This is a genomic window from Halomonas sp. HL-93 (genome assembly GCF_900086985.1).
Taxonomy (GTDB): Bacteria; Pseudomonadota; Gammaproteobacteria; order Pseudomonadales; family Halomonadaceae; genus Vreelandella.
On sequence record NZ_LT593974.1, the window covers coordinates 1,577,447 to 1,602,460 of the forward strand.

Here is a 25,014-nt window from a genome sequence, read left to right on the forward strand (position 1 = left end):
GCCCGATGACAACCACGATGAAGCGTCTGCATTTAACCCATCCGATACATTTCATTATCGGCTTAACGCTATGGAGCGCTTGGTTTGTGACTGTTTACGGGGGGCATGCGGTGGCCTGCGCTGCCATGCCTCCTGACCCAGAGCAGGGCGTTTTTACGTTAGTTAACGCTATGCTGCTGGTCGTTAGTTTGATGGCAGTTGGTTTATTGGCGGTACTCGCCTTGGGGTGCTGCCGCATCGCCCAGCACCATCAGGGGCGCTTGCGCTTTAATGCTGTGGTTTCCGCTGGGCTCTATCTTTTCTCTGCCTTGGGCGTTGTTTTTACGGCGATGCCCATTGTAGGTATACCGCCATGCCTGTGAGTGGTGCGGCTCAAGAGGACGAACAACTCTATACCCTTCAAGGTATGTGGTGCACCAGTTGTGCTCAGGCGGTAGAAGGCTTCCTCAAACAGCTTGACGGTGTACACGACGTTAGCGTGCATTACCCAAGCGCCACGCTTTGCATTATCGGCACGCCTGCCGCGACCCAGCTTTCAGCACTCGCCCCACAAGTAAAACGCTTAGGCTACCGCCTCAGATCTCTGGAGCCGGTGGTAGATGCGCACGTGCGATTGGAACAGGAGAGCCGCCATCTTACCCTCAGGCTCATGGTGGGCTCGCTGTTTGGCATGTGGACCATGCTCGCCTCAGTGTTGATTTATGCCGGTGCCTTGCCTAGTGAACGAGTTGAAGTGGTGGTGGCATGGATAGCAGGGGCCTTTTCACTGCCCGTTGTGTTGTTTGCAGGCGTGCCTTTTTATCGCGCGGGGTGGCGTACGGTGCTCGCCAAACGTCCCGGCATGGATGTGCTCGTCAGCCTTGGCGTGTTTAGCGCAGTGATCGTATCGATATGGCTTTTATGGCGCGGCTCTGTTGAGGTGTATTTCGATACGGCGGTGATGCTGGTCGTGCTTCTATTAATCGGGCGGCAGGTGGAAACCCTTTGCCGGCACCGAGGACTAAAAGCGTTGGATGCGCTGGCACTGCCCGACGTGAACATAAGGGTTTGGCAAGATGAAACCTGGAAATCGCTACCCGTTGGTGACGTGTCCACGGAAATGCGCATTGAACTATCGCCGGGCGAGTTAGTAGCACTGGATGGCACCCTTGAGACATCAGGTTGGATAGATACGGCTTCGCTCACCGGTGAAAGTTTGCCGCGCCACTTCAGTGCAGGGCAAACGGTATACGCTGGCTGCCGCTACCTTGGCAAAACTCCTATTGTGATGCGGGTAAGTGCTCAAGTGGGCAAGCGCCGATTGGATCGACTGTGTGACGAGATGCGGCGCTATCAAGCGAGAAAAGGCGAACTACAGAAGCTCGCCGACCGCTTTGCTGCCTGGCTAAGCCCTCTAGCGCTGTTGCTCGCAATGCTTACGCTGCCTGGAGCGCTTTTACTGGGGCTGGGCTGGGAAGAGGCGTTCGCGCGGGCACTTTCGGTGTTGGTCGTGGCATGCCCCTGCGCGGTCGGTCTTGCGGTGCCGCTAGCAAGCCTTGCGGGTAGTGGCCAAGCCATGCAGCAAGGCATCGCGCTGCGTGACCCCGTGGCGCTTGAAACCTTGGCGCGGATTCGCTCGGTAGCATTGGATAAAACCGGTACATTGACGACCGGCAGCCATGCGGTGCTGCACTGGCAGGCACGAGATGACGTTGATGAGCCCACCTTGAAGAAGAAGCTTAGCGCCGCAGTGAGTGGAAGCGAACACCCATTGGCACAAGCGTTAGCGCGCTGGTCAGACAGCCAACGTGGACAGTACGATCAACAGAATATTGAAGTAAAAGAGTCACCTGGCGAAGGGCGGCATGTGCAACTCAGTAGCGGTGAGTGGTTAACGGTAGGCAGTGCTCGGTGGTTTGCCAGCCAACACATAACGCTTCCTGCCCAAGCAGAAACCGGCACCATGGCTTTTGCCTCCCAAGTGATGATAGCTGATGGGACAGGCTGGTTAGCGACGTTCTATTTAACCGACCAACCTGTGCAAGATGCTGAACCTAGCGTGAAACGCCTGCTAGCGTCAGGCTATGTGGTGGCCATGATCAGCGGCGATCGGCAGGGCGCGGTTAGTTGGCTAGCTCAACAGGTAGGGCTTACGCGTGAAACTTGCTACGCGCAGTGCTCGCCTGAAGCTAAAGCGCGATTATTGCAGGGGTTGCCATCACCGACGCTGTATGTGGGTGACGGCTTAAACGATACCTTGAGCTTGGCCGCGGCAGATGTCGGTATTGCGCCACTCAGCGCCAGCGAGGCAGCCCGAGAGGGAGCTTCAGCCCAGCTAATGACCACAGGTATTGGTGGCGTAGTGAAGTTGCTAAGTATTGCCAAACGCACGCGGCGAATCATGGTTCAGAATCTGTTCTTTTCAGCGTTCTATAATACGCTGGCGCTGGGTCTAGTGTTGATTATGGCCATACCACCGTTGGTGGCGGTACTCGCCATGGCGGCAAGTTCGCTAAGCGTTACGCTCAATGCCGCGCGGCTGGCATGGGCCGAGCCGGAGGGAAGCGCTTAATCCAGCTCAGCCTTGCGCCACCTTATTTATCCTTCTTTATTGCGAATACCCAAGCGCTTGCTTAAGCCGTTCGGCGTGGCTAGCCACCCAGTGAGGGTCAATCGCGCCCCAGTTTTGAATGCGATAGCGGCCAATGTTGTGTCGCTCGCCTTTGTCTTTCTCGAAAACGCACTCTATGTCCAGCTCGGCAAGCGAGGTGATGGTGTCTTGCGCGGTGCGACGAGGCATGCCGGTGGCCTCTATCAGGGTCGGCACGCTGGCAACCCCCTGGTCAATCAAATATGCCACGTAAAGACGGCGGTAAAAACTCGATTTTGTTTTGCTCAGCGGCGCGGACATTTTGCATCCTTCTACACAGTGAAAATGTTGCCTGCCAGTCTAAATGAATAAATCTCCCTGCGCTCGCGGCGGGCGAAAGTCATGGGTGTTCAATCCCTGCTCGGTGCGTGACTGCATGTTCCATTGGCGGCTGGCGCGTTTAAACCGCTGGCCGATCATCTCGGCAAACACCCCTTCACCGCGAAAGCGCTTGCCAAAGCGCGCATCGTAATCTTTCCCGCCCCGGCACTGACGAATCAGACTCATGACCTTTGCCGCCCGCTCTGGGTAGTGGGCTTCCAGCCATGCTTCGAACAACGGGGCGACTTCATGGGGCAGGCGCAACAGCATCCAGGAGGCGGTGCGGGCTCCCGCTCGGCTAGCGGCTTCCAAAATACGCTCGATTTCATGGTCGGTGAGCCCTGGAATAATCGGCGAGATCAGCGTGCCCACGGGGATACCCGCGGTATTCAGTTCGCGGATTACCTTTAAGCGCGCCTGGGGCGACGCCGTACGCGGCTCCAGCGTGCGTTTTAGATTGGCATCCAGGCTGGTAAGGCTGACAAACACCCTCACCAACCGATGCTCAGCCATTTCTGATAGAAGCTCTAAGTCACGCAATATCAAGCTGCTTTTGGTGACGATAGTGACCGGGTGGCGACATGCCAGTAACAGCTCAAGCAGGCGGCGGGTGGTTTGGTGTTTTGCCTCAAGGGGCTGGTAGCAGTCGGTATTGCCCGAAAGGTTGATCGGTCGGCAAACGTAATGGGGATGGCAAAGCTCCTCGGTAAGCCGTTCCACCAACCCGCTGCGGGCAATCAGTTTGGTTTCAAAATCGAGCCCAGGTGACAAATCCCAATAGGCATGAGAAGGGCGCGCGTAGCAATAAACACAGCCATGTTCACAACCGCGATACGGATTCAGCGAGCGGTCAAACGGCAAATCCGGTGAGTTATTCCAGGACAGCGCGCTTTTGCTCACTTCCTCGCGCACCTCGGTGGCGATAGTCGTCGATGATTCCTCCCGCCACCAGCCGTCGTCTTCCACAACGCTGTGGGTGGGAGCAAAACGGTTATGCGGGTCATACGTCGCCCCGCGCCCTTTATAGGGAGATAGCTGGGAAGGGTGGCCAAGAGATGCCATAGGTTCACCTCTTTAATATGGTTTTATATACAGTAGTGGTGAAATAAACAGAAATCAATAGTAAGTAAATTACGTAATCTGGTAGCAGGCTAAAAGGACGCTACCCAAAGAACTATGGTGGGTTTAATGTGCTAGGTGGGTTTGTGACCAGAGAGTCAGCGAGGAGGCGCTATGTCAAAAGTAGTCATTGTGACAGGAGGAAGCCGGGGTATTGGGGCCGCAACGTCAATGTTGCTTGGTGCCCAAGGCTATGCGGTGTGTGTTAACTATCTTGCTAACAGAGAACGAGCGGATAGTGTGGTGGATTCTGTTGTCCGTGATGGTGGCCAAGCCTTTGCCTGTCAAGCGGATGTCAGCAAAGAGGCTGACGTCATCCGTCTGTTTGATGCAGCAGAAGAGCGCTTTGGCAGTGTCACTCACTTGGTCAACAATGCAGGCATACTGTTTACTCAATCCAAGCTAGCGGATATCGACCTTGCGCGCTTTAACCAAGTGCTGAATAGCAACGTGGTCAGCTGCTTTCTGTGTTCGAGAGAAGCCGTGAGACGTTTTCAACAGGGTAGTGCAATCGTCAATGTCTCGTCGCTTGCCTCGCAAACAGGTTCGCCCTTTGAATATGTTGACTACGCTGCATCGAAAGGTGCCATGGACACCCTAACAAAGGGGTTGTCTCGCGAAGTTGCTGGCTCTGGGATTCGGGTTAACGCCGTTCGTCCCGGTTTTATCTACACTGATATGCATGCCGATGGTGGAGAACCAGGGCGGGTTGACCGTTTAGCTCCCCAGATTCCTATGCAGCGTGGCGGTAGCGCCGAAGAAGTGGCTAATACCATCGCTTGGTTGCTCTCGGACGAAGCCTCTTATGTCACGGGATCATTTATTGATGTGGCAGGCGGGCGGTAATGCTGTTCTTCGCCCATATTCAAACGTTCTAAATGGATGCTGCTTTTGATAAGGAAAGGTCTTAACTCATGACACTTCAACAACACTTCGAGCAGTTAGCCACTTATAACCAGTGGATGAACGCTAAACTCTATGATGCCGCCGGTACGCTGAGCGACTCTGAACTGACGGAAGAGCGTGGCGCGTTCTTCGGCTCGATTTTTGGCACACTAAACCACATCGCGGTAGCCGACACGATTTGGCTCAAGCGGTTTGCAACACACGCCTCCTCTTCCGAAAGAACGCTTGAGGTAATGGGGGCACTACCTACGCCAGCTCGTCTTGATCAGACTCTCTTTGATGGCTTGGAGGGGTTGAAAGCGCATCGCCAATGGCTCGATACCGTGATTATTAACTGGGTAGCGGCGCTGACAGACGACGAGTTGAGTACCACGCTGAGTTATCACAACACAAAAGGAGTGGCATCAAAACGGCGCTACTCAAGCCTGGTCGTTCACTTCTTCAATCACCAAACCCATCACCGCGGGCAGACAACAACGCTGCTCTCCCAAGCCGGTGTGGATGTTGGCGTCACCGATCTGCTGGCGTTGATTCCGGAGGAGGTGGAAATATGATGCTTAACCACCTTTTTAACTTTCTAGTTCGTTGATGTTATGTAGCTGACCGTATATAGGGGCTAGGGGCAGGAATAAACGCCTTGGTTTTCTCAAGCCAAGGCGTTCGTTTTTCTCCCGTTTACCAGACTAGCCTAGCGCTTCTTCTTGGCAGGTTTCTTATCGGCAGCGGCTTGGACGCTCTCCTTCTCGTCGCTGCCGCCATCGGGGAAGTGGGCACGTACCAGTTCCAGCAGGCCCTGGGTGGAGGCGTCGAAATCGGCGGCGTTGGTGTCAATGCGCTCGCTGATTTCGCCGGCGATACGCTTGCCAAGCTGCACGCCCCATTGATCGAAGGAGTTGATGTTCCAGATCACCCCTTGCACGAACACTTTGTGCTCGTATAGCGCGATCAACGCTCCCAGGTTTTTCGGCGTTAGCTCATCCAGCAGTAGGGTGCTGGAAGGGCGATTGCCGGGGCAACTGTAGGGGTCGTGCTGGCTGAGTTCTTTACTATCGCCCTGACTACCTTCCATAAAGGCGTTGGCCTGGGCGAGCATGTTGGTCAGCAGAGCGAAATGATGGTCTTCCACGCCCGGCTCGGGCTTGAGCGAGGCGATAAAGTCGATGGGCACATAGCGGGTGCCCTGGTGCAGTAGCTGGAAGAAGGCGTGCTGACCGTTGGAGCCGGTTTGGCCCCACACAATCGGGCCGGTTTTGTAGTTCACCGGGTGGCCGAAGATATCCACCGACTTGCCGTTGGATTCCATATCCAACTGCTGCAGGAATGAGGGTAACTGGTGCAGGGCCTGGTCGTAAGGCACCACCGCCTGGGTTTCAGCGCCGATGAAATTGATGTACCAGATGCCGATCAGCGCCATCAGCACCGGCATGTTCTCTGAGAAGGGCGCTTCAATGAAGTGATTGTCCATCTCATGCGCGCCTTCCAGCAGCTCGATAAACCCTTCAAAGCCGATGGAAAGGGCGATGGGCAGGCCGATCGACGACCACATGGAGTAGCGCCCGCCGACCCAGGCCCAGAATTCGAATACGTTCTCTTCGCGGATGCCGAACTCCATCGCCGCCTTGCGGTTGGTAGAGGCGGCGATAAAGTGCGCGCCTACGTCGGCATCGTCACCGGCGTTTTCCAGGAACCAGCGCCGCGCCGTTTTGGCGTTGAGCAGCGTTTCCTGAGTAGAGAAGGTTTTGGTTGAGACGATAAACAGCGTGGTGGCCGGGTCGAGCCGGGATAGCACCTTTTGGATATGGGTGCCATCCACGTTGGAAACAAAGTGGAAGTGCAACTCCGGGTGGCGGTATTTGAGCAGCGCGCGAACCGCCATATTGGGGCCAAGATCGGAGCCGCCAATGCCGATGTTGACCACGTCTTTGATGCGTTTGCCGCTGTAGCCTTTCCACTCGCCGCTGCGCACCGCCTCGGAAAACAGCTTGATCTGCTCGCGGGTGCGGGTGATTTCCGGCATGACGTCCTTGCCGTCGACAAACACCGGTTCGTCGCCCAGGTGGCGCAGTGCGGTGTGCAAGACCGGACGGTCTTCGGTGACGTTGATGATATCGCCGGAGAACATCTGCGCGCGCCGCTGTACAAGCGCGGAGTGGTCGGCTAACTCAATCAGCTTGGCCAGCACTTCATCGGAGACATGATGCTTGGAGTAGTCGAGGAAAAGACCGCCCACCCGCAGGCTCATTTTGTCAAAGCGCTGCGGGTCATTGGTGAAATAGTCACGAATGCGGTCGTTAGCGGTTTTGTCGCGCAGGCGTTCAAGTGCCTGCCACGTCACACTGCGGGTTAGCTGGAACATAGAGAGGTCCGTTGTTGTAGGTCGGCGAGTTGCCTTGAGGTTATGTATGTAAAAATACTACATAAAACCCACGCTGTGGCAACCTTACGCGGATAAAAGCATGGCACAAGGTAATAAAACCAATAATACGCCAATGAAAAGGCGGGCAATGGCCCGCCTGACATCCGCTTAGCTGGCAACCGCCACCTGTGCGGCGCCGCGTTTTATCATGGCGTAGCCCAGTCCGGTAATCAGCGAGCCGATCACAATGGCACCCAGGTAGAGAATAACCGGCGTGATGGCGTTGGGAATCAGCAGGACAAAAATGCCGCCATGCGGTGCCATCAGTTTAGCGCCTACCAGCATGGAAAGCGCACCGGTAACCGCACCGCCCAGAATACAGGCGGGAATCACGCGTAGTGGGTCTTTGGCTGCAAACGGAATTGCCCCCTCGCTGATAAAGCACATGCCCAGCACAAATGACGCCTTGCCCGCTTCTCGCTCGGGCGCCGAGAACTTGTGGCGTGCCACGAAGCTGGCAATCCCCATGCCGATAGCAGGCACCATGCCCGCGGCCATAATCGCGGCCATAGGGCCGTAAGTCTCGGATGCCAGCAGGCCTACGCCAAAGGTATAGGCGGCTTTATTGACCGGGCCACCCAGGTCGAAACACATCATCGCGCCTAGCAGAACGCCCAGCAGCACGGCGTTGGTGGAACCCATGGTCTCGAGAAAGCTGGTCAGCGCGTTGAGGATGCCTGCAACAGGTTCGCCGACGATATAGATCATCACCAGGCCGGTGACCAAGCTGGCGATTAGCGGAATAATCAGAATCGGCTTAAGCGATTCGATACTCGAAGGTAGCTTGACGTAGCGAATAACGGCCAAGGCTACGTAACCTGCTAAAAAGCCCGCCAGAATGCCGCCGATAAAGCCGGAACCAATGCTAGAGGCCAACATGCCGCCAATCATCCCCGGCGCGATACCGGGGCGGTCGGCAATCGAGTAAGCGATATAACCTGCGAGCACAGGAATCATCAACGCGAAGGCGGTGCCACCACCAATTTCCATTAGCGCAGCAGGCAGCGAGCCTTCCTCCTCGGCGGCGTTAATGCCAAATACAAACGATAGCGCGATCAATAAGCCACCAGCCACGACCATCGGTAGCATAAACGAGACGCCGGTTAGTAGGTGCTTGTAAACGCCTTTTTCCTTGGCACTTTTGCCTTCACCGCCAGTGCTGGGCTGGTTGCTGTCTTCAACGCTTGCGTAGGTAAGGGCGGCTTCCAGGGTCGGACGCGGTTTTTTCAGTGCATTACCGGTAGACGTGCGATAAATGCGTTTGCCCGCAAAGCGGCTGGGATCAACGTCGATATCGCAGGCGAGTACCACCACATCGGCGTCGGCAATTTCCTGTTCGGTCAGTTGGTCCTGCGCGCCGACGGAGCCCTGGGTTTCCACGCGAATGGCGTGGCCCATGGCCTTGCCCGCTTCGGCCAGCGCTTCGGCAGCCATAAAAGTATGCGCAACGCCCGTCGGGCAGGCCGTCACGGCAACAATCTTTTGGCCTCCAGTGGCCGCTGGCACAGCGGTGCTGGCAGTGGGCCCACTAGCGGGCGTCTGATAAAGCGGCGCATCACGTTTTGCCGTGGTCAAGAAGGTGCTGGGATCGGCGAGCGCCTCGGCAATCGGCGCTCGATACAGGCGCTTACCTTCAAAACGCTCGGGCGCGGGAACATGCTCGGCTGCGACGACAATCAAGTCGGCGTTGGCAATCTGCTCGGCGGTGGCGGCTTCTAGCGGCGCGAGTTCGCCGTGCATTTCCACGTGAACATGCCAGCCCATTCGCTCGGCTGCCTGTTCCAGCCGCTTGGCCGCGAGGAAGGTGGTCGCCATGCCGCTGGGGCAGGCGGTAATCAGGATCAGGTTCATAGCGTAGCTCCCTCGGTGATGGTGTCGTCAAGACGCCGTACCCGGGTCTGTTGTTGGAGTGAATCGAAGTCTGGGGCTTGGGGATTGCCCACGCCCACATGGCGAACGGCCTCGGCTGACAACGCCGTGGCGAAACGAAGGGTGTGCTCGGGGTCGTGGCCGCTAAGCAGGCCGTGGAGCATGGCCGCGACGAAGGTGTCACCGGCGCACACGGTGTTGACAGCAGTGACGGTCGGCGGGGTTGAATGCCAACTGCCCTGGGCGTTAACCCACAGCACGCCATCGACACCTGCAGAGACCAGCGCGTGTTCCACGCCGCTTTGATGTAGGCGGCGCGCCGCCTGGGTGAGCGCGGGACTTGTGTCAAGCGCTGCGCCTGCCCACTCGGCAAGTTCAAGCTCATTGGGTTTGACGGCAGTGGGCTTTGCCTCAATAGCGGCGTTAAGCGCCTCGCCGCTGGTATCCACCCACAGCGGCACGCCGCTGGCCTTCAGGTGTTGGAGGAGGGTGCGAAAGTCATCCAGATTGAGCCCCGGCGGTAAGCTGCCGGCCACCACAACCGCGTGTGGCGGCGTGGTGCTGTGTAGTTGCGTATCCAGCCGCACCGTTAAGCGCTCTAGATCGTCTTGAGTGACCGGCATGCCCGGGCCGTTGATGTCAGTGACGCGGCCGCTGTGTTCGGCCAGCTTGGCATTGATGCGCGTTTCACCCGCTACGCGCACAAAATCGTCACGCAGCGCGGAATGCTGAAAGGCCAGCGCGAAAGGTGCGTCATTATCGGCGCCGAGAAAGCCGCTGACGGTGACCTCGTGGCCTAACCTCGCCAGTACCCGTGCGACGTTGACGCCTTTACCCGCGGCTTCAAGCTGTGCGTGATGGGGGCGGTTTACCGCGCCTAAAGTGAGCTGGTCAAGGCTGAATGCCAGGTCCAGCGCCGGATTGAGGGTAATACATAGCACGCGGGCCATCAGTAAGCCTCCAGCGCGTCGCGCACGTCATCGCTGGTGGCTTGAGCCAGGGCCAACTGAGCGCGGGCTTGGGCATCCGCCAGGTCAAACTCGCGCAGTCGCGCCTTGACCAGCGGGATCTGCCGGGCGCTGACGGAAAGCTCGTCTACGCCCAGGCCGACCAGCACCGGTACTGCCATGGCGTCGGAGGCCAGCTCGCCACATACGCCCACCCATTTTCCCTGGGCGTGGGCCGCATCGACGGTCATCTGAATCAAGCGCAGCACTGCGGGATGTAGGCCGTCAGCCTGGGCGGATAGCTCCGGGTGGCCGCGGTCGATGGCCAGGGTGTACTGGGTTAAATCGTTGGTGCCCACCGAGAAAAAGTCCACTTCGGCGGCAAGCGACGGAGCCAGCAGGGCACTGGAAGGCACTTCGATCATCACGCCGAGCTGCACGTCGGTGGCGCGCTGAGACGGCGAAATTTCACTCAGTAGCCGGTCATAAATCGCCTTGGCGGCGCGGAATTCGGCGATGTCTTTGACCATCGGTAGCATGATACGCAGTGGCTGATGGGCACTGGCCATCAGCAAGGCGCGTAGCTGCGTTTCCAGCACTTGTGGCTGGGTCAGCGCCAGGCGGATGCCGCGCAGGCCGAGGAAGGGGTTGTCTTCCTGAGGCACCGGCCAGTAGGGCAACGGTTTGTCGCCACCGACATCCAGCGTGCGCGCCACCAGCGGGCGGCCATCCAGCGCATCCACTGCTTGGCGGTACTCGGCAATTTGGGTCGCCAGATCCGGCGCGCTGGCGTGCGCCATAAACAGAAACTCGGTGCGCAGCAGGCCAACGCCCTCGGCGCCGCGCTCAACGGCATCTTCGGCGTGGGCGGTGTTGCCCAGGTTGGCCGCCACTTCAACCCGATGACCATCGCGGGTCTGGGCGGTTGCAAAGCGGCTTTCCCAGGCGTCGGCCTCACGTTGCTGCTGGTCAAGCAACTGCTGCTCGGCGCGTTGCAGGCGGTCTTCCGAAGGTTGGTAGGTGACCCGGCCGCGTTCGCCGTCAAGAATCAGCATGCCGCCGTCAGGTAGGGCCATGACCGCTTCACCGGCACCCACCACCGCCGGGATGCCCAGCGCACGGGCCAAAATTGCGCTATGTGCGGTGGCGCCGCCACGAACGGTAAGCAGGCCGTGTACCCGAGTAGTGTCCAGCCGCGCGACGTCGGATGGGCCGATATCGTCCATCACCAAAATATACGGATGGTCGGGAGGCGTCGGCAGTTTGACATCGCAAAGCACGCCCAGCACCCGGCGACCAACGTCGCGCAAGTCGGCGGCGCGTTCGGCCAGTAGCCGGTCGGCGAGCATTTCCTGGGCGTGGGCGGCCGTGTCGATAGCTTCCCACCAGCCGGCTTCCGCAGACGCCCCGTCGCGGATGGCGTCGATGGCAGCCTGGAGTAGCTCCGGGTCGTCGAGCATTTCTTCGTGCATGGAAAGAATATCGGCGACTTCACCGCCCGGTGCATTATGTACCAGCGCTTCCAACTGGGCGGCGCCTTCTTTCAGCGCCTCGCGCAAGCGAGCAACTTCTCGTTCAGGGTCATCGGCGTGCTGCGGGTACTTAAAGATCGGCGGGCGAATGACAAATACCGGGGCAATGGCTAGCCCTGGAGAGGCGGCCACGCCGGTATGCGGCGTATCATTGGCCAATGGCTCAACGGTTGCTTTGGCAGTGCTGTTGGCCGCTGAGATGCTCTCACGCCCGCCGTCAAACGGGGCAACCTTTTCGCCCAGGCCAGACTCAACGGCCTCGCTGACGGCGGCGAGTGCCTGGCTTGCCTGCTCGCCCTCGGCGGAAAATATCAGCCATTGGCCGCGCCGTGCGCCCAAACCAATCACCTTGGTCAGGCTGGCGGCAGAAACCGGCGTGGCGCTGCCTTCCTCAAGGCGGACGTTGATCGGAATACCCTGAGCACGGGCGATTTGTACCAGCTGCTTGACCGGGCGGGCGTGCAGGCCGTGAGGGTTCAATACCCGAGCGCGTTGGGTTTGCGTGCTGGCGGTTTCACCCGCCAAGGTGGCCAGCCACTGCGCGCTGGTGTTGTTCACCAGGCTCTCGCTTTCGTTTCGTGCCAGCAGCGGCAGCAATTGTTCAAGCAGCGGGAGGTGGTTCTCGCCGCTGGCCGCCAGGCAGAACAAGGCGTGAACGGGGTGGTCGCGATGTTTGAGCGATGCATCAGACGGTGTGGCGACGCCAAGAGCGGGCTGGACGACACCGTGAGGGTGACTTGCCAGCCACAGGCCGTTACCCAGCCAGGTGGGTTCAGCAGACGCAATAGCGGTTATGAAGGCATTATCCACGCAGCCGCTTTGGCGCAGTCGCGCGGCGGCGGCCAGGGTTAATTCCTGGAGGTCTTTGGCGGGGAAGCTAACGCACAGCGTGTCGTTATCCAGGCGAGGCATCACGGCCGGCTTAGAGAGCAAGCGGGCAACGTCGGCGGCGGATGCCGCCGTTGCCAACTGTTCAGCAACGCCTTCGCGGTCGAGCACATGGGTCAGTTGGCGTAAAATGTCGAGGTGTTCGTCGTTTTGCGCGGCAATGGTGACCAGCACATGCACCTGCTGGCCATCGTGCCATTTCACACCGTCAGGAAACTGTAAAACACGAACCCCGGTTTGCTTGACGTGCTGGCGGCTTTCCGGCGTGCCGTGGGGAATAGCAATAGCATTGCCCAAAAACGTCGATGATTGCGCTTCCCGGGCGTGGAGGCCGTCGCGGTAGCCGGGCTCGACGAAGCCTGCCTTCACCAGCGCGTCGGCAGCGCCGTCCAGTGCCGCTTGCCAGTCGTCTGCGTGGCAGTCGAGCAAGATGTCATCAGAGCCAAGCGTCAGCATAGGTGTCTCCTGTAGAACGATGGTCGTAGCGCACCGAAGTGAGCTGGATGAATCGTGTCATCTCTGTATAGTTGCTATGCTGAATCGATTCACTTTAGGACACAAGGGCTCTGCGCCTAGACTTTGGTCTGATAGGTGTCTGCTGGCTGTTAAACTGGCGTTAATCAGAGGGGGAATTGCATGACACTTGCCGATATTGCCCGGCTTGCCGGAGTATCACGCACCACCGCCAGCTATGTGATTAATGGCCAGGCTGAAAAACGCCGCATAAGCGAAGCAACCATTGAAAAAGTCATGGCGGTAGTTCGCCAGCACCGTTATCACATCGACCCCCAGGCTGCCGCGCTGCGCCGGGGTGCGAGCCGGTTGCTTGGGCTGATCGTCCCTGACCTGGAAAACATCAGCTACGCCCGGCTCGCCAAACGCATAGAGCGGGGCGCTCGTGAGCGCGGCTATCAGCTGCTCATCGTGAGTTCCGACGATTGCCCGGAGAGCGAGCGGGGCTTGGCGCTGGCGCTGCGCGCCCAGCGCTGTGAAGTGCTTATCACGGCGAGTTGCTTAGCAAGCGACGACCCTTTTTACGCGGATTTGGTAAAAGAAGGCTGGCGTGTGGTGGGGATGGACCGGGGGCTGGACCCTGCGCTCTTCGCCAGCGTGGTCAGCAACGATCGACAAGCGGCGTTAACGTTGACCCAGTCGGTGATTCATCCCGCTACTCAGCGGGTGGCTTGGCTCGAGGCGATGCCCGATTTGTCTATCAGCCGTGAGCGTCGGGCCGGGTTTCAGCAAGCGCTTGCGGGCACGTCGATCACGCCGCTGTATTTGAGTGGTACGCATTACGAACGCAGCGAAGGCGCGCGGTTGGCAGTCAAGTTGCTGGATGAAGAAGGTGGGGCGGATGCGATGGTAACGGCGTCCTATACGCTGTTGGAAGGCGTGTTTGACGTGTTTCTGGAGCGTGGAGGCCTACCCGATGGCTTGAGGCTGGCAACGTTCGGCGACCACCGTCTGCTGGACTTTTTACCTCAGCCGATCAATTCGGCTCTGCAGGATTATGACCGCATCGCCGAATTAACCTTGCGCTGTGCCTTGGCTGCCACGGAGGGTGAGTACGTATGTGGTCAACAGGAAGTCGCACGGCATTTGCGCACCCGCCATGCCGGTGCGCAAATGATTGTTTAACGCCACGTTCGAGCCAGGCAAATTAAACGGTGCGTGCTTCGGCCCAGGCGTTGGCGTCGGGAATCGACATCTCGTAGCGTTCGCCAAGGTAGGGCGAGGAAAGCACAAAGTCGGCGCTGGCTGCATTGCACGCTACCGGTACGTTCCATAGTGCGGCGAGGCGCAGTAGCGCTTTGACATCTGGGTCGTGGGGCTGGGGGGCAAACGGGTCCCAGAAAAAAATCAACACGTCGAGTGCCTGCTCGGCGATACGCGCGCCAATTTGCTGGTCGCCGCCAAGCGGGCCGCTCATCAAGCCTTCCACCGGCAGCCCCAGCTCGCTGCGCAAGCGATTCGCTGTGGTGCCGGTGCCAAGCAGTTCGTGCTGGCTCAACGTGTCCTTCCAGCGCGTCGCCCACTCGAGCATTTCGGTTTTCTTGCCATCGTGGGCGATTAACGCAATTCGCTTGCGGGCCTGAAGCGTACGAAGTGCCTGACGAGGTGGTCGCGCATCATTCATGGCATGGCTCTCCAAGGCATGGTCATTATCACGGCATGAGGGTGTTTACTCGGCCGCAACGGCTAACACCTTCATGGTATTGGTACCGCCATGGGCGTTCATGTGGTCGCCCCGGGTGAGAATGACATGCTCGCCGGGCTCCGCCAAGCCGTGGGCCTTTAGCAGCTTCAGCGCCTCGCCGTTGACCTCTTCTGCCTGCATATGGGTGGTATCAAATGGAATTGACACTACGCCCCGATACAGTGCCATACGGCGTTGCGCGATAGGGCTATGGGCTAGGCCGACAATGGGTAGTTTGGAGCGAATCCGCGAAGCAATCAGCGGGGTGTAGCCCGTAGCGGTCATGCAGGCAATCACGCTTACACCCTCAAGATGGTTGGCCGCGTACATCGCAGATAGCGCGATGGTTTCATCAACGCGCTCAAAGCCTTCGTGGATGCGATGTCCCGATTCCTGTGCAATGCGTTCCCGCTCAGCACCCAGGCACACGCGATTCATGGCTTCAATGGTTTCGACCGGATAATCCCCCGCGGCGGTTTCGGCTGAGAGCATCACCGCATCGGTAGCATCCAGCACCGCATTGGCTACATCAAATACCTCGGCGCGGGTGGGTAGCGGCGACTCGATCATCGATTCCATCATCTGGGTGGCGGTAATCACCGCGCGATTCAGCGTGCGGGCGTGCTTGATGATACGTTTTTGGGTGCCAATCAGCGCTTCGTCGCCAATCTCAACGCCCAGGTCGCCGCGGGCTACCATGACTGCTTCCGAGGCCTGGATGATGCCATCCAGGGTCGCGTCGTCGGCCACGGCTTCCGCGCGCTCGAGTTTGGCGACCAGGCCGATCTCTTTGCCAGCATCGCCCAGCAGTGTACGTGCCTCTTGCATGTCGGCAGCGCTACGCGGGAAGGAAACCGCCAGGTAGTCCACGCCGATGTCCACGGCGGTGATCAGGTCGGCCTTGTCCTTTTCGGTCAGCGCTGGGGCTGATAGGCCGCCGCCTTGCTTGTTGATGCCTTTGTTGTTGGACAGCTTGCCACCCACGTGAACCCGGGTATGTACCTCCTGGTCTACCACTTGGGTGACATCCAGCACCACGCGGCCATCGTCGAGCAGTAAGCGGTCGTCGACGGTGACGTCGTCAATCAACGATTTATAGTCACAGCCGACCCGTTCCTGGTTGCCTTGGTTGGCATCCATCGCCATGTCGAGGATAAACGGCTGGCCTTGAGTGAGATGGATAGCCCCATCCTGGAAGCGCGAAATGCGAATCTTGGGTCCCTGGAGGTCACCCAATGCCGCGACGCTGCGGCCCAGTCGCTGAGCGATCTCGCGTACGTCTTGTAGGCGGCGTCGATGGTCATCGGCAGCGCCATGGGAAAAATTCAGCCGAACGACGTCGACGCCCGCTTTAAGCATTGCCTCCAGCACGCCGGGGCGGTCGCTGGCGGGGCCTAACGTGGCCACAATCTTAGTGCGGCGTAAAGGGAGCGAGAGGGTCTGGCTCGTCATTGCACATTCTCCTGGGTCGGCCATGGTTATTGTTAGCGCCTCGTTGGGCGTTGAAATTGCGGGCAATTAAGTTGTGGACTACGATAGCGTTTATATAGTAATTTTACTACATATTGCTTGATTGACAGCCTTTTTGAAGACTTAAAACACGCCATTAGTCCCAATAAGACGCTTAAGTACGTATTTTTAGTAATTTTATTGATGCGGGCGTAGATGTTTTGCAAACGTTCGCTACCAACAGTTCTCTGCAAAGGTGAGGTGCTTCCATGACAATAAGAGTAGCTATTAACGGCTTTGGTCGCATTGGCCGCAACGTACTTCGCGCCCTGTACGAAAACGGTTACCGCGATCGCCTGCAGGTAGTGGCGATTAACGACCTTGGCGACCCATCGCTGAACTCCCATCTGCTTCGCCATGACACCGTTCACGGCCACTTTCCGTTTGCGGTAGAGCATGATGCCGAGAGTATTAAAGTCGACGGTGACCGCATTGCCATCTCTTCGGAGCGCGATCCTTCCCGGCTGCCCTGGGCGTCGATGAACATCGACATTGTGATGGAGTGCACCGGCCTGTTCACTAAGCGCGAAGCGGCAGCCCAGCATATTGCGGCGGGCGCAAAGCGGGTGCTGATTTCAGCGCCTAGCCCGGATGCCGATGCGACGATTGTGTATGGTGTTAACGACGATGTGCTGACCGCTGAACATACCGTGGTGTCCAATGCCTCCTGCACCACCAACTGCCTGGCGCCGGTGGCAAAAGCATTGAACGATGCAGTGGGTATTGAAAACGGTCTGATGACCACTGTGCATGCTTACACCAACGACCAGAATTTGTCGGATGTTTACCACTCCGACCCCTACCGGGCGCGCAGTGCAACGCACTCGATGATTCCAACCAAAACCGGTGCGGCGGCTGCGGTTGGGCTGGTGCTCCCCGAGTTGGCCGGTAAGTTTGACGGGCTGGCGGTGCGGGTCCCGGTCATCAACGTCTCGCTGGTGGATCTAACGTTTAACGCTGGGCGCGATACCACCAAGGAAGAGATCAACGAGATCGTCGAGAAAGCCGCTGCCAACTCACCGATATTGGCAGTTAATGCCCAGCCCTTGGTGTCCATCGATTTTAACCACGATGCTCACTCGTCCACCTTCGATGCCAATCACACCCGTGTTAATGGCCGCCTGGTGAAAGTTATGGCCTGGTATGACAACGAGTGGGGTTTCTCCAACCGTATGCTGGATACTGCCGAGGCGATGCAGGCAGCGTCCGCCAAGTAATACCCTCCCTCAAGGGCAGGTATCGCCGAGCAGCAGCTCTGTTTTCAGCAACTGCTGTTCGGCGGGCAGATGGCCAAGAATCATCTGCGCCGCGACTCTGCCTTTGCCCACGCTATCCTGGCGCACGGTGGTCAATCGTGGCGCCCGGTACTGGCCCTCTGCAATACCGTCAAAGCCGGTAATGCGTAAGTCCTCAGGCACTCGAATGCCGCGCTGTTCGGCAAGCGTCAGCGCCGTCAAGGCAATACGATCCGACATGCACAGCAGCAGGTCAGGGCGCAGATGCTCGGGCTGATCGAGTATTTCTGCCAATACCGGGCTGCACACGTCGAAAGTATTCTCCTCAATATTCCATAGCGGCACCGCGCCGGGCGTGATGCCGTGTTCTTCCAGCGCCTCATAAAAGCCCGCCAGCCGCGCGCGGCTGATGGTGCTGGTGCTCGGCAGCATGGTATGGGCGGCCGTTACGCGACCGTTGCAGGGCTCGACGGTCAGCCTCAGATTGATGATCGCCGGGCGCTCGGGGCGCTGCTTGAGTGCATAGCAGGCAATTCGGTAGCTGGCCTCGGTGTCGTCGATATGCACCGTCGGGCAACCCTCCACGTCAAAATCCACCGACACAAGCGGGCGCTGATACGGCAAACGTTGCAGTAACTGATTGTTGGGCATCAGGCCGTAGACGATAAAGCCGTCGGCGATATTGGCCGAGCCTGCGGGCTGCGAGTCGTGGCCGCGTCCCGGCAGTAGCAGGAGCGTATGACCATGGGCGTCCAGCACTTCGGCGACGCCGGACAAAAACTCGCTGGCGACCGCATCATTCAGGCTGTAGGTGAGGCTTTCCGCCAGCACCACGGCCACGATGCGTGAGCGCCCGGTACGCAGGCTGCGGGCCTTGGCGTCGGGGCCGCTGTAGCCAAGCCGGGCAGCCTCGCTAAGGATGCGTTCGCGAAGCGTGGGGGAGAGCTGGTCTGGCCGGTTGAACGCGTTGGAAATAGTGGCAGTCGAGACGCCGAGTTCACGGGCAAGGTCCTTGAGCGTCATTCGGCGTGGTGGTGTCACGGGATTTCCTATGCAGGCTAATTGTTATGCGTCCACCCGCAAGAATACCGACCCCCGCCACGTCACGACAAGCCCTATCAAGGGGCCTGTCGTGGGCCGGGGGTTGATGAAAAGGGAGGTACGCTGTTCAGGCGGCGTGTCGTTGGTCAGGCAAGTCTAACGCTGCGCCACGCTCGTCGAACAGGTGAACATGTTGGGTGTCCGGCACCAGGGCGACAAACTGGCCTTGTTGCCAATGGCTGGGGGCCTCGCCGCGATAGATGAGCAGCGTATCACCTTCCTTGGGCTCCAGATAAACGTAAACCTCGTTACCCAGGTATTCGACGTTGACCACTTCAAAACGGTTGTCGCCTGAGGGCTCTGCCAGGCGAAGGTGTTCCGGACGCACGCCCAGCGTCAGTGGCGTGCTTGACGGCAGGCGCTGGGCGTCCTGGGGCAGGGCGAGCTCGCCCACGCCGAGGGCGCTTACCCGGCAGCCCTGGGCATCGCTGCCCTGCAGTTGAGCGGGCATAAAGTTCATCGTCGGCGAGCCCATAAAGCCAGCGACAAACTTGGTGGCAGGGCGCTGGTAAAGCTGATGGGGGCTGCCGACCTGCTCGACGCGGCCACCGTTGAGCACCACGATCTTGTCCGCGAGCGTCATGGCTTCCACTTGATCGTGGGTCACGTAGATCATGGTGGAGCCCAAGCGATTATGCAGGCGGGCGATTTCGTTGCGCATTTGCACGCGTAGTGAGGCGTCCAGGTTGGAAAGCGGCTCATCAAACAACAGAATGCGCGGCTCACGTGCCATGGCGCGCCCCATGGCCACCCGCTGGCGCTGGCCACCGGAAAGCGCCTTGGGCTTGCGATGTAGCAGCTCTTCCAACTGAAGAATTTTGGCGGTGCTCATCACACGCTCGTTAACCGTTTCATCCGTCTCTTTGGCAAGCTTCAAACCAAATGCCATATTGTCGTACACGGTCATATGCGGGTAGAGCGCGTAGGACTGGAATACCATCCCCACACCGCGTTCACGTGGCGGTAAGTCGTTGACCACGGTGTCGCCGATGCGCAAATCGCCATCGGTGATCGACTCAAGACCCGCAATCAGGCGTAACAGGGTGGATTTACCGCAGCCCGACGGACCGACGAAAACGACGAACTCTCCATCGCCCACCTCTAAGTCAACATCGACGATAATGTGGTCGCGGCCAAACACTTTGTTGATTTTTTCAAGTGTAACACTTGCCATGGGTGACTCCTTGCCAACCTCAAGGCCCTATTGCCGTGGGTTGGCCTGTTGTTGTGTTAAAGCGGTGTTGTCTGGGCGATGCGCATAAAGGCCGCCTGGTACGCGGGTAGCGTCAGCTGGTCGCCGTCACGCTGATAGTTAAAACCGTGACCATCAAGGTCCGCCGTTACCGGCACGGGTAGCGTGATATGGTGCGCTTGGTCGGTCAGGTTAAAGACACAAAGCAGGGTGTCGTCGCCACGTTGGCGGGTGAAGCCCAGTAGGTCGTCTCCCACGTTAACCAATGTCAAATCACCATCAAGCAGCGCGGCGTGATCGCGTCGAAACGCCAATAGCCGTCGTGTGGTATTGAGCGTTGACGTAGGGTCGTCCTGTTGCTGGCTGACGGCAAGCTCGCGGTGGCGCGGAGCAACCGGCAGCCAGGGCTCAATGCTTGAGAAGCCCGCCTGGGCCGAGTCATCCCAGGGCATCGGCGTGCGGCAGCCGTCGCGTCCCTTGAACTCGGGCCATAGTACTTTGCCGTAGGGGTCCTGAATGCGCTCGAAAGGCACCTCGGCCTCGGGCAGACCCAGCTCTTCCCCCTGGTACAGACAGACGCTGCCGCGCAGGGAAAAGAGCATCGCCAGGGCGATTTTTGGGTAGGCTTCAGAGTGTTCGTTAGCGCCCCAGCGCGTGGCGCTGCGCACCACATCGTGATTCGACGTGGCCCAGCACGGCCAGGCATCGCCGGCCAGCCGCTGGAAGCGCTCGATCACCTCGCGCAGATACTTGGCGGAATGCGGCTTGTTGAGCAGATCGAACGTATAGGCCATGTGCAGCTTGTCGCCGCCGGCGGTGTACTCGGCCATGCGTTCCAGCGGGTTATCATCGCCAATTTCGCCCACTGTGGTGGTGCCCGGGTATTCGTCCATCAGCGCGCGCAGATCCTTGAGAAAATCCAGGTTCTCGGGACGGCTGAGGTCGTAGACGTGGCGCTGCCAGGTATAGGGATTGCTGTCAGGCGCGCCCAAGGTCTTGGCTTCCCCTTTGGGCACCGGCGGATTATCGCGCAGCTTAGCGTCGTGAAAGTAGAAGTTGACGGTATCCAGACGGAAGCCGTCGACGCCCAGATCGAGCCAGAAGCGCATGTTGTCAAGCTGCGCCTGACGGGCGTCCGGGTGATGGAAGTTGATATCCGGCTGGCTGGTCAGAAAATTGTGCATGTAGTACTGCTGACGGCGCGAATCAAAGGTCCACGCCGGGCCGCCAAAGATCGACAGCCAGTTGTTGGGCGGCGTGCCGTCGGGCTTGGGGTCGGCCCAGACGAACCAGTCGGCTTTCGGGTTGGTGCGATCCTGGCGACTTTCCTGAAACCAGGGGTGCTGGTCCGAGGTATGGCTGATGACCTGGTCGATCATCACCTTCAGACCCAGCTGGTGGGCGCGGGCGAGCAGCGTCTTGAAGTCGTCCAGGGTGCCGAACATCGGATCAACATCGCAGTAGTTGCTGATGTCGTACCCAAAATCGAGCATGGGCGATGTGAAAAACGGCGACAGCCAGATACCGTCGACGCCCAATGAGGCGACATAGTCGAGCTTTTCGGTGATGCCGCGCAAATCGCCAATGCCGTCGCCGCGGCTATCCATAAAGCTACGCGGGTAAATCTGATAGATAACGCCGCCACGCCACCAGGCGTTTGTGTCTTGCGTGTCTTGCATGAGTGAGTCCGTAGATAACATGAAAAGTCCTTAGCCTTTGACTGCGCCGGCGGTAAGCCCCGAAACGATGCGCCGCTGGAAGATAATCACCAGCACCACTAGGGGCACGGTGACCACCACAGAGGCCGCCATGATGGGCCCCCAGGGCAACTCGTGGGCGCTGCCGCCGGACAGCAGCGCAATCGCCACCGGCACCGTGCGCTGGGTGTCGCTGAGGGTGAAGGTGAGCGCGAACAAAAACTCGTTCCAGGCGGCAATAAACGCCAGCAGCCCGGTGGTTGCCATGGCAGGCCACATCAGCGGTAGAAACACCTTGGTAATGGTGATCCACGGCGTTGCGCCGTCCATAATCGCGGCTTCCTCAAGCTCCATCGGCAACTGCTTCATAAAGGTGGTCAGTACCCATACCGTGAAGGGCAGCGTGAAAATGGTGTAGCTCAGGATCAGCGCGGCGGGGTTGTTGTATAAATTCAGCGTGCGGATTACCTCAAACAGCCCCGAGAGCACCGCTACCTGGGGAAACATCGACACGCCAAGAATGATCAGCAGCACCGTTGAGCGACCGCGAAAGCGCACCCGCCCCAGTGCGTAAGAGGCCGTAATGCCCAGCAGCAGGGCGATAAATACCACGCTGATCGACACGACAATCGAGTTAAGGATGGCGCGTAAAAAGCTGGCCTCGGTCAGTATTTGCGCGTAATTGCTTACGTCCCAGGTAGAGGGCCAAAGCTCAATACGGAACAGGTCGCTTGACGGCTTGAACGAGGTGATCACCGCGTAATAAAACGGAAAGACGGCGTAGACCATGATCAGCGCGACTAGCGCCCAAAAACCAACCCGCTTGGCAATTTTGCCCAGCTGACGTGTGGTCATGAATCACCTCCCAGTTGCAGTTGCTTGCGGCCGACATACAGGTAGGCAACGGTCGCCAGGGCTATAATCAGGAACAGCAGGGTAGACGCTGCACTGCCATAGCCAACGTCCTGGAATTCCACCAGTTGCTGGCGTGCATATACCGACATGGACATGGTGCTGGTGGAGTTGGAGGTCAGCACGTAGATGACATCGAACACCCGCAGGGCATCGAGCAGGCGGAAAATCACTGCCACCATCAGCGCAGGCGTGACCAACGGCAGCGTGACCTTGAAGAACACCCGAACCGGATGAATGCCGTCGACCTCGGCGGCCTCGTAGCAGTCCTTGGGCAGCATTTGCAGTGCGGCAAGCACCAGCAGGGCGACGAAGGGAATGGTCTTCCATACGTCGACCATAATCACTGCCCACATGGAGTAGGTGGCGCTGGCGGTCCAGGCGATGGGGTCGTCAATCACGCCAAGGCCCATCAGCATATGGTTGATAATGCCGAACTGGTCATTGAGCATCCACGCCCACATTTGCGCGGAAACAATCGTTGGGATCGCCCAGGGGATCAGCACCGCGGCGCGCACGATGGTGCGGCCTTTAAACTCGGCGTTGAGAATCAGCGCGACAATCACGCCGAAAATCACTTCAAGCGATACCGACACCACCGAGAAATACACGGTATTCCACACCGAGCGCCACCATACCGGGTCGGCGAGCACGCCAAACCAGCGGCCATCTTCATAGACGAGATAGTTCTCGACGCCGATCAGATTGGCCGCGCTAAGGTCGGTTAACGAGGCGTCGGTAAAGCTTAGGAAAAACGTACGAATCAATGGCCAGCCCGCCACCAGCATGAGGGCAACCAGCATGGGGGTTAAAAACAGCCAGGCCGCCTTAACACGTTGGCGGCGCACCTTGGTGCCGCGTCGTGGCTTGGTAGCCAAAGAGCGCGCCCCTTCGGGCGCGCTGTGGTGAGAAGACGTCGTCATGAAACTCTCCCGCGTTACCAGCTACGACGCTTCAGGCGTGCAAGCTCGTTTTCCAGATCCTCAACGGCTTGGGTGCCGTCTTTGGTGCCGGAAAGCACGTCGTGCGAGGCGCTAAAGAAGGCGTTGCTCACCCGGCCGTAGGCATCGCCAGTCGGCGCGGAGGGGCGGGCAACCGCATTGGTGAAGGTGTCGTATAGCGTGCCGAAGAACGGTACGGCCTCTAACACCTCGTCATCCTGGTAGAGCGAGTCAATGGTCGGGTTGTAGGATGCCTCAATGGCGCGGCGTTTCTGTTCTTCTTCACCGGCCAGGAAGGCGACCAGCTCAGCGGCAAGTTCGGGGTTTTCGCTGTAGCGGGATACCGCGAGGTTCCAGCCGCCAAGCCCGGCTGCACTTTCGCCGTCTTCGCCGCCCGCCGGTAGCTGCGTCACGCCCACTTTGTCGCGCACGTCGCTATCGTCGCTTTGTGCCAACGACCAAGCGTAGGGCCAGTTACGCATAAAGACCGCATTGCCGCCCTGGAACACGCCGCGAGCTTCTTCTTCGGTGTAGTTGAGCACGCCGTCAGGCGAAATATCGCCAACCCACGAGGCGGCCAGGTCAAGCGCTTTGGCGGCTTGTTCGTTATTGATGCTGACCTCGCCGTCTTGCTCGACAATCGTGCCGCCGCCGTGGCTTGCCACCCATTCCAGCGCGTTCACCGTTAACCCTTCGTAGGCGCGGCCCTGAAAGACATAGCCTTGCATGCGGTCGTTGCCTTCCTCGCGCTCCGCCTGTTTGATCTCGCGGGCGGTTTCGGTCATTTCTTCCCAAGTCGTCGGCACATCAAAGCCGTGTTTTTCAAGCAGGTCTTCTCGGTAGTAGAGCACGCCCGCATCGGTAAACCACGGCATCGCGACCAGCCGATCATCGATGGTGTTGTTGGTCACGATGGTGTCGAAATGACCCTCTGCGGCGTCATCGCCAAGCACCTCACTCAAATCGAGCAGGTGGTTGGCAAGCAGACCCGGCCAGACCACGTCAATCTGCATGACGTCGATATCGCTCGAGTTGGCGGAAAGTATCTGCTGGTAGAGCGAGAGTCGTTCGGTCGACGAGTTGGGCGTCGAGACCACGTCGACCTCGTGGCCGGTTTTCTCTTCCCAGGCTTCAACGCCTTGCTCGCAAAGCTCAAGTTCGGCACCTACGGCTCCGCATGAAATGGTCAGTTCAGCCGCTTGGGCTTGGCTAATGCCGCCAGCAGCGCTGGCGAGCGCGATGGCTGTTGTCAGCAGTGTCTTTTTCATGGTCATACCTCGATGTTTGTTGTTGTCGGATTAGGCATCGTTGAAGAGCGGCTGAAGGCGCACTTAAACGATTAAGTTCGTGCGTTCAGTTAGCCGTCTCTAGGCGACAAGTTCAATAGCGACTTTTGTCTAATGATTTGTTCAGGTTTTGCTAACACGATACTTGGCGTTTAGACATTGGTCGATAATTAGTAATTGCTGGTTGGTTTACATGTGCTTAATCGATTAAGTTTTGCCTGTTCCGCTCTTTGGGCAAGCAATGTTGGTTGCTTTACCAATCGGCGGGATGACCACGTTCAACAATAATCGATTCAAGCGCTACCGCTTTCATGCGC

20 protein-coding genes are annotated in these 25,014 nt (G+C 58.6%); 6 read left to right on the plus strand and 14 right to left on the minus strand.

Annotated features, from left to right (window positions below; genetic code table 11):
* Positions 1-5: 5 nt before the first annotated feature.
* Positions 6-362: a hypothetical protein gene (locus tag GA0071314_RS07170; protein ID WP_082934215.1), complete on the plus strand. Its 357-nt coding sequence runs from the start codon at positions 6-8 to the stop codon at positions 360-362.
* Positions 353-2,551, plus strand: a complete 2,199-nt coding sequence (locus GA0071314_RS07175) for a heavy metal translocating P-type ATPase (protein WP_074396003.1) — start codon at positions 353-355, stop codon at positions 2,549-2,551. Before GA0071314_RS07170 ends, GA0071314_RS07175 begins: the two co-directional genes overlap by 10 nt.
* 36 nt (positions 2,552-2,587) lie before the next feature.
* Here the strand turns inward: GA0071314_RS07175 and GA0071314_RS07180 are convergent, their stop codons facing one another.
* Positions 2,588-2,890 carry a winged helix-turn-helix domain-containing protein gene (locus GA0071314_RS07180; RefSeq protein ID WP_074396004.1) on the minus strand — a complete coding sequence of 101 codons (303 nt, stop codon included), beginning with the start codon at positions 2,888-2,890 and terminating at the stop codon, positions 2,588-2,590.
* A 39-nt stretch (positions 2,891-2,929) separates the two neighbouring features.
* Positions 2,930-4,012 carry a PA0069 family radical SAM protein gene (locus GA0071314_RS07185; RefSeq protein WP_074396005.1) on the minus strand — a complete coding sequence of 361 codons (1,083 nt, stop codon included), beginning with the start codon at positions 4,010-4,012 and terminating at the stop codon, positions 2,930-2,932.
* A 171-nt stretch (positions 4,013-4,183) separates the two neighbouring features.
* Here GA0071314_RS07185 and GA0071314_RS07190 point away from each other — a divergent pair, with 171 nt between their 5' ends.
* Together GA0071314_RS07190 and GA0071314_RS07195 are read left to right on the plus strand one after the other, a co-directional pair.
* Positions 4,184-4,915 (plus strand): SDR family oxidoreductase, encoded by a 732-nt coding sequence (locus GA0071314_RS07190; RefSeq protein WP_074396006.1) that lies wholly within the window; start codon positions 4,184-4,186, stop codon positions 4,913-4,915.
* Positions 4,916-4,983: 68 nt separating this feature from the next.
* Positions 4,984-5,529 carry a DinB family protein gene (locus GA0071314_RS07195; protein ID WP_074396007.1) on the plus strand — a complete coding sequence of 182 codons (546 nt, stop codon included), beginning with the start codon at positions 4,984-4,986 and terminating at the stop codon, positions 5,527-5,529.
* Between the two features lie 134 nt (positions 5,530-5,663).
* Here the strand turns inward: GA0071314_RS07195 and pgi are convergent, their stop codons facing one another.
* From pgi to ptsP, 4 genes are all read right to left on the minus strand, one after another.
* Positions 5,664-7,331: a glucose-6-phosphate isomerase gene (gene pgi, locus GA0071314_RS07200; RefSeq protein ID WP_074396008.1), complete on the minus strand. Its 1,668-nt coding sequence runs from the start codon at positions 7,329-7,331 to the stop codon at positions 5,664-5,666.
* Positions 7,332-7,499: 168 nt separating this feature from the next.
* Positions 7,500-9,242, minus strand: coding sequence for a PTS fructose-like transporter subunit IIB (locus GA0071314_RS07205; protein ID WP_074396009.1), 1,743 nt, complete (start codon positions 9,240-9,242; stop codon positions 7,500-7,502).
* Positions 9,239-10,210, minus strand: a complete 972-nt coding sequence (gene pfkB, locus GA0071314_RS07210; RefSeq protein ID WP_074396010.1) for a 1-phosphofructokinase — start codon at positions 10,208-10,210, stop codon at positions 9,239-9,241. Before pfkB ends, GA0071314_RS07205 begins: the two co-directional genes overlap by 4 nt.
* Positions 10,210-13,083, minus strand: a complete 2,874-nt coding sequence (gene ptsP, locus GA0071314_RS07215; RefSeq protein WP_074396011.1) for a phosphoenolpyruvate--protein phosphotransferase — start codon at positions 13,081-13,083, stop codon at positions 10,210-10,212. Before ptsP ends, pfkB begins: the two co-directional genes overlap by 1 nt.
* Before the next feature lie 180 nt (positions 13,084-13,263).
* On the opposite strand from ptsP, the gene cra reads away from it, so the two are divergent.
* Positions 13,264-14,265, plus strand: coding sequence for a catabolite repressor/activator (gene cra / locus GA0071314_RS07220; RefSeq protein WP_074396012.1), 1,002 nt, complete (start codon positions 13,264-13,266; stop codon positions 14,263-14,265).
* A 22-nt stretch (positions 14,266-14,287) separates the two neighbouring features.
* Here the strand turns inward: cra and GA0071314_RS07225 are convergent, their stop codons facing one another.
* Entirely contained in the window at positions 14,288-14,764 is a 477-nt protein-coding gene (locus tag GA0071314_RS07225; protein ID WP_074396013.1) for a methylglyoxal synthase, read from the minus strand.
* A gap of 45 nt (positions 14,765-14,809) precedes the next feature.
* A complete protein-coding gene (pyk, locus tag GA0071314_RS07230) occupies positions 14,810-16,276 on the minus strand; it encodes a pyruvate kinase (RefSeq protein ID WP_074396014.1) in 1,467 nt (488 codons plus the stop codon).
* A gap of 266 nt (positions 16,277-16,542) precedes the next feature.
* On the opposite strand from pyk, the gene gap reads away from it, so the two are divergent.
* Positions 16,543-17,550: a type I glyceraldehyde-3-phosphate dehydrogenase gene (gene gap, locus GA0071314_RS07235; protein ID WP_074396015.1), complete on the plus strand. Its 1,008-nt coding sequence runs from the start codon at positions 16,543-16,545 to the stop codon at positions 17,548-17,550.
* Positions 17,551-17,559: 9 nt separating this feature from the next.
* On the opposite strand, the gene GA0071314_RS07240 is transcribed toward gap, so the two are convergent.
* The 6 genes from GA0071314_RS07240 to GA0071314_RS07265 form a co-directional block, all read right to left on the minus strand.
* Positions 17,560-18,609, minus strand: coding sequence for a LacI family DNA-binding transcriptional regulator (locus tag GA0071314_RS07240; RefSeq protein ID WP_231896528.1), 1,050 nt, complete (start codon positions 18,607-18,609; stop codon positions 17,560-17,562).
* Between the two features lie 127 nt (positions 18,610-18,736).
* Positions 18,737-19,843, minus strand: coding sequence for an ABC transporter ATP-binding protein (locus GA0071314_RS07245; RefSeq protein WP_074396017.1), 1,107 nt, complete (start codon positions 19,841-19,843; stop codon positions 18,737-18,739).
* Between the two features lie 56 nt (positions 19,844-19,899).
* On the minus strand, positions 19,900-21,540 hold the full coding sequence (locus GA0071314_RS07250) for an alpha-glucosidase family protein (RefSeq protein ID WP_074398466.1): 1,641 nt from the start codon (positions 21,538-21,540) through the stop codon (positions 19,900-19,902).
* Between the two features lie 30 nt (positions 21,541-21,570).
* Positions 21,571-22,413 carry a carbohydrate ABC transporter permease gene (locus tag GA0071314_RS07255; RefSeq protein WP_074396018.1) on the minus strand — a complete coding sequence of 281 codons (843 nt, stop codon included), beginning with the start codon at positions 22,411-22,413 and terminating at the stop codon, positions 21,571-21,573.
* Complete coding sequence (locus GA0071314_RS07260; RefSeq protein ID WP_074396019.1) at positions 22,410-23,393, minus strand: carbohydrate ABC transporter permease; 984 nt, start codon at positions 23,391-23,393, stop codon at positions 22,410-22,412. The genes GA0071314_RS07255 and GA0071314_RS07260 overlap by 4 nt, the downstream gene beginning before the upstream one ends.
* Positions 23,394-23,407: 14 nt before the next feature.
* Positions 23,408-24,679, minus strand: a complete 1,272-nt coding sequence (locus tag GA0071314_RS07265) for an ABC transporter substrate-binding protein (RefSeq protein ID WP_074396020.1) — start codon at positions 24,677-24,679, stop codon at positions 23,408-23,410.
* Positions 24,680-25,014: the final 335 nt, after the last annotated feature.

Coding starts and splice junctions, on each gene's coding strand:
- GA0071314_RS07250 (WP_074398466.1), bottom strand. CDS start 21,540: ATGCAAGACACGCAAGACACAAACGCCTGGTGGCGTGGCGGCGTTATC.
- GA0071314_RS07245 (WP_074396017.1), bottom strand. CDS start 19,843: ATGGCAAGTGTTACACTTGAAAAAATCAACAAAGTGTTTGGCCGCGAC.
- gap (WP_074396015.1), top strand. CDS start 16,543: ATGACAATAAGAGTAGCTATTAACGGCTTTGGTCGCATTGGCCGCAAC.
- GA0071314_RS07195 (WP_074396007.1), top strand. CDS start 4,984: ATGACACTTCAACAACACTTCGAGCAGTTAGCCACTTATAACCAGTGG.
- GA0071314_RS07170 (WP_082934215.1), top strand. CDS start 6: ATGACAACCACGATGAAGCGTCTGCATTTAACCCATCCGATACATTTC.
- GA0071314_RS07260 (WP_074396019.1), bottom strand. CDS start 23,393: ATGACGACGTCTTCTCACCACAGCGCGCCCGAAGGGGCGCGCTCTTTG.
- GA0071314_RS07190 (WP_074396006.1), top strand. CDS start 4,184: ATGTCAAAAGTAGTCATTGTGACAGGAGGAAGCCGGGGTATTGGGGCC.
- GA0071314_RS07265 (WP_074396020.1), bottom strand. CDS start 24,679: ATGAAAAAGACACTGCTGACAACAGCCATCGCGCTCGCCAGCGCTGCT.
- pgi (WP_074396008.1), bottom strand. CDS start 7,331: ATGTTCCAGCTAACCCGCAGTGTGACGTGGCAGGCACTTGAACGCCTG.
- cra (WP_074396012.1), top strand. CDS start 13,264: ATGACACTTGCCGATATTGCCCGGCTTGCCGGAGTATCACGCACCACC.
- pyk (WP_074396014.1), bottom strand. CDS start 16,276: ATGACGAGCCAGACCCTCTCGCTCCCTTTACGCCGCACTAAGATTGTG.
- GA0071314_RS07255 (WP_074396018.1), bottom strand. CDS start 22,413: ATGACCACACGTCAGCTGGGCAAAATTGCCAAGCGGGTTGGTTTTTGG.
- pfkB (WP_074396010.1), bottom strand. CDS start 10,210: ATGGCCCGCGTGCTATGTATTACCCTCAATCCGGCGCTGGACCTGGCA.
- GA0071314_RS07205 (WP_074396009.1), bottom strand. CDS start 9,242: ATGAACCTGATCCTGATTACCGCCTGCCCCAGCGGCATGGCGACCACC.
- GA0071314_RS07185 (WP_074396005.1), bottom strand. CDS start 4,012: ATGGCATCTCTTGGCCACCCTTCCCAGCTATCTCCCTATAAAGGGCGC.
- GA0071314_RS07180 (WP_074396004.1), bottom strand. CDS start 2,890: ATGTCCGCGCCGCTGAGCAAAACAAAATCGAGTTTTTACCGCCGTCTT.
- ptsP (WP_074396011.1), bottom strand. CDS start 13,083: ATGCTGACGCTTGGCTCTGATGACATCTTGCTCGACTGCCACGCAGAC.
- GA0071314_RS07175 (WP_074396003.1), top strand. CDS start 353: ATGCCTGTGAGTGGTGCGGCTCAAGAGGACGAACAACTCTATACCCTT.
- GA0071314_RS07225 (WP_074396013.1), bottom strand. CDS start 14,764: ATGAATGATGCGCGACCACCTCGTCAGGCACTTCGTACGCTTCAGGCC.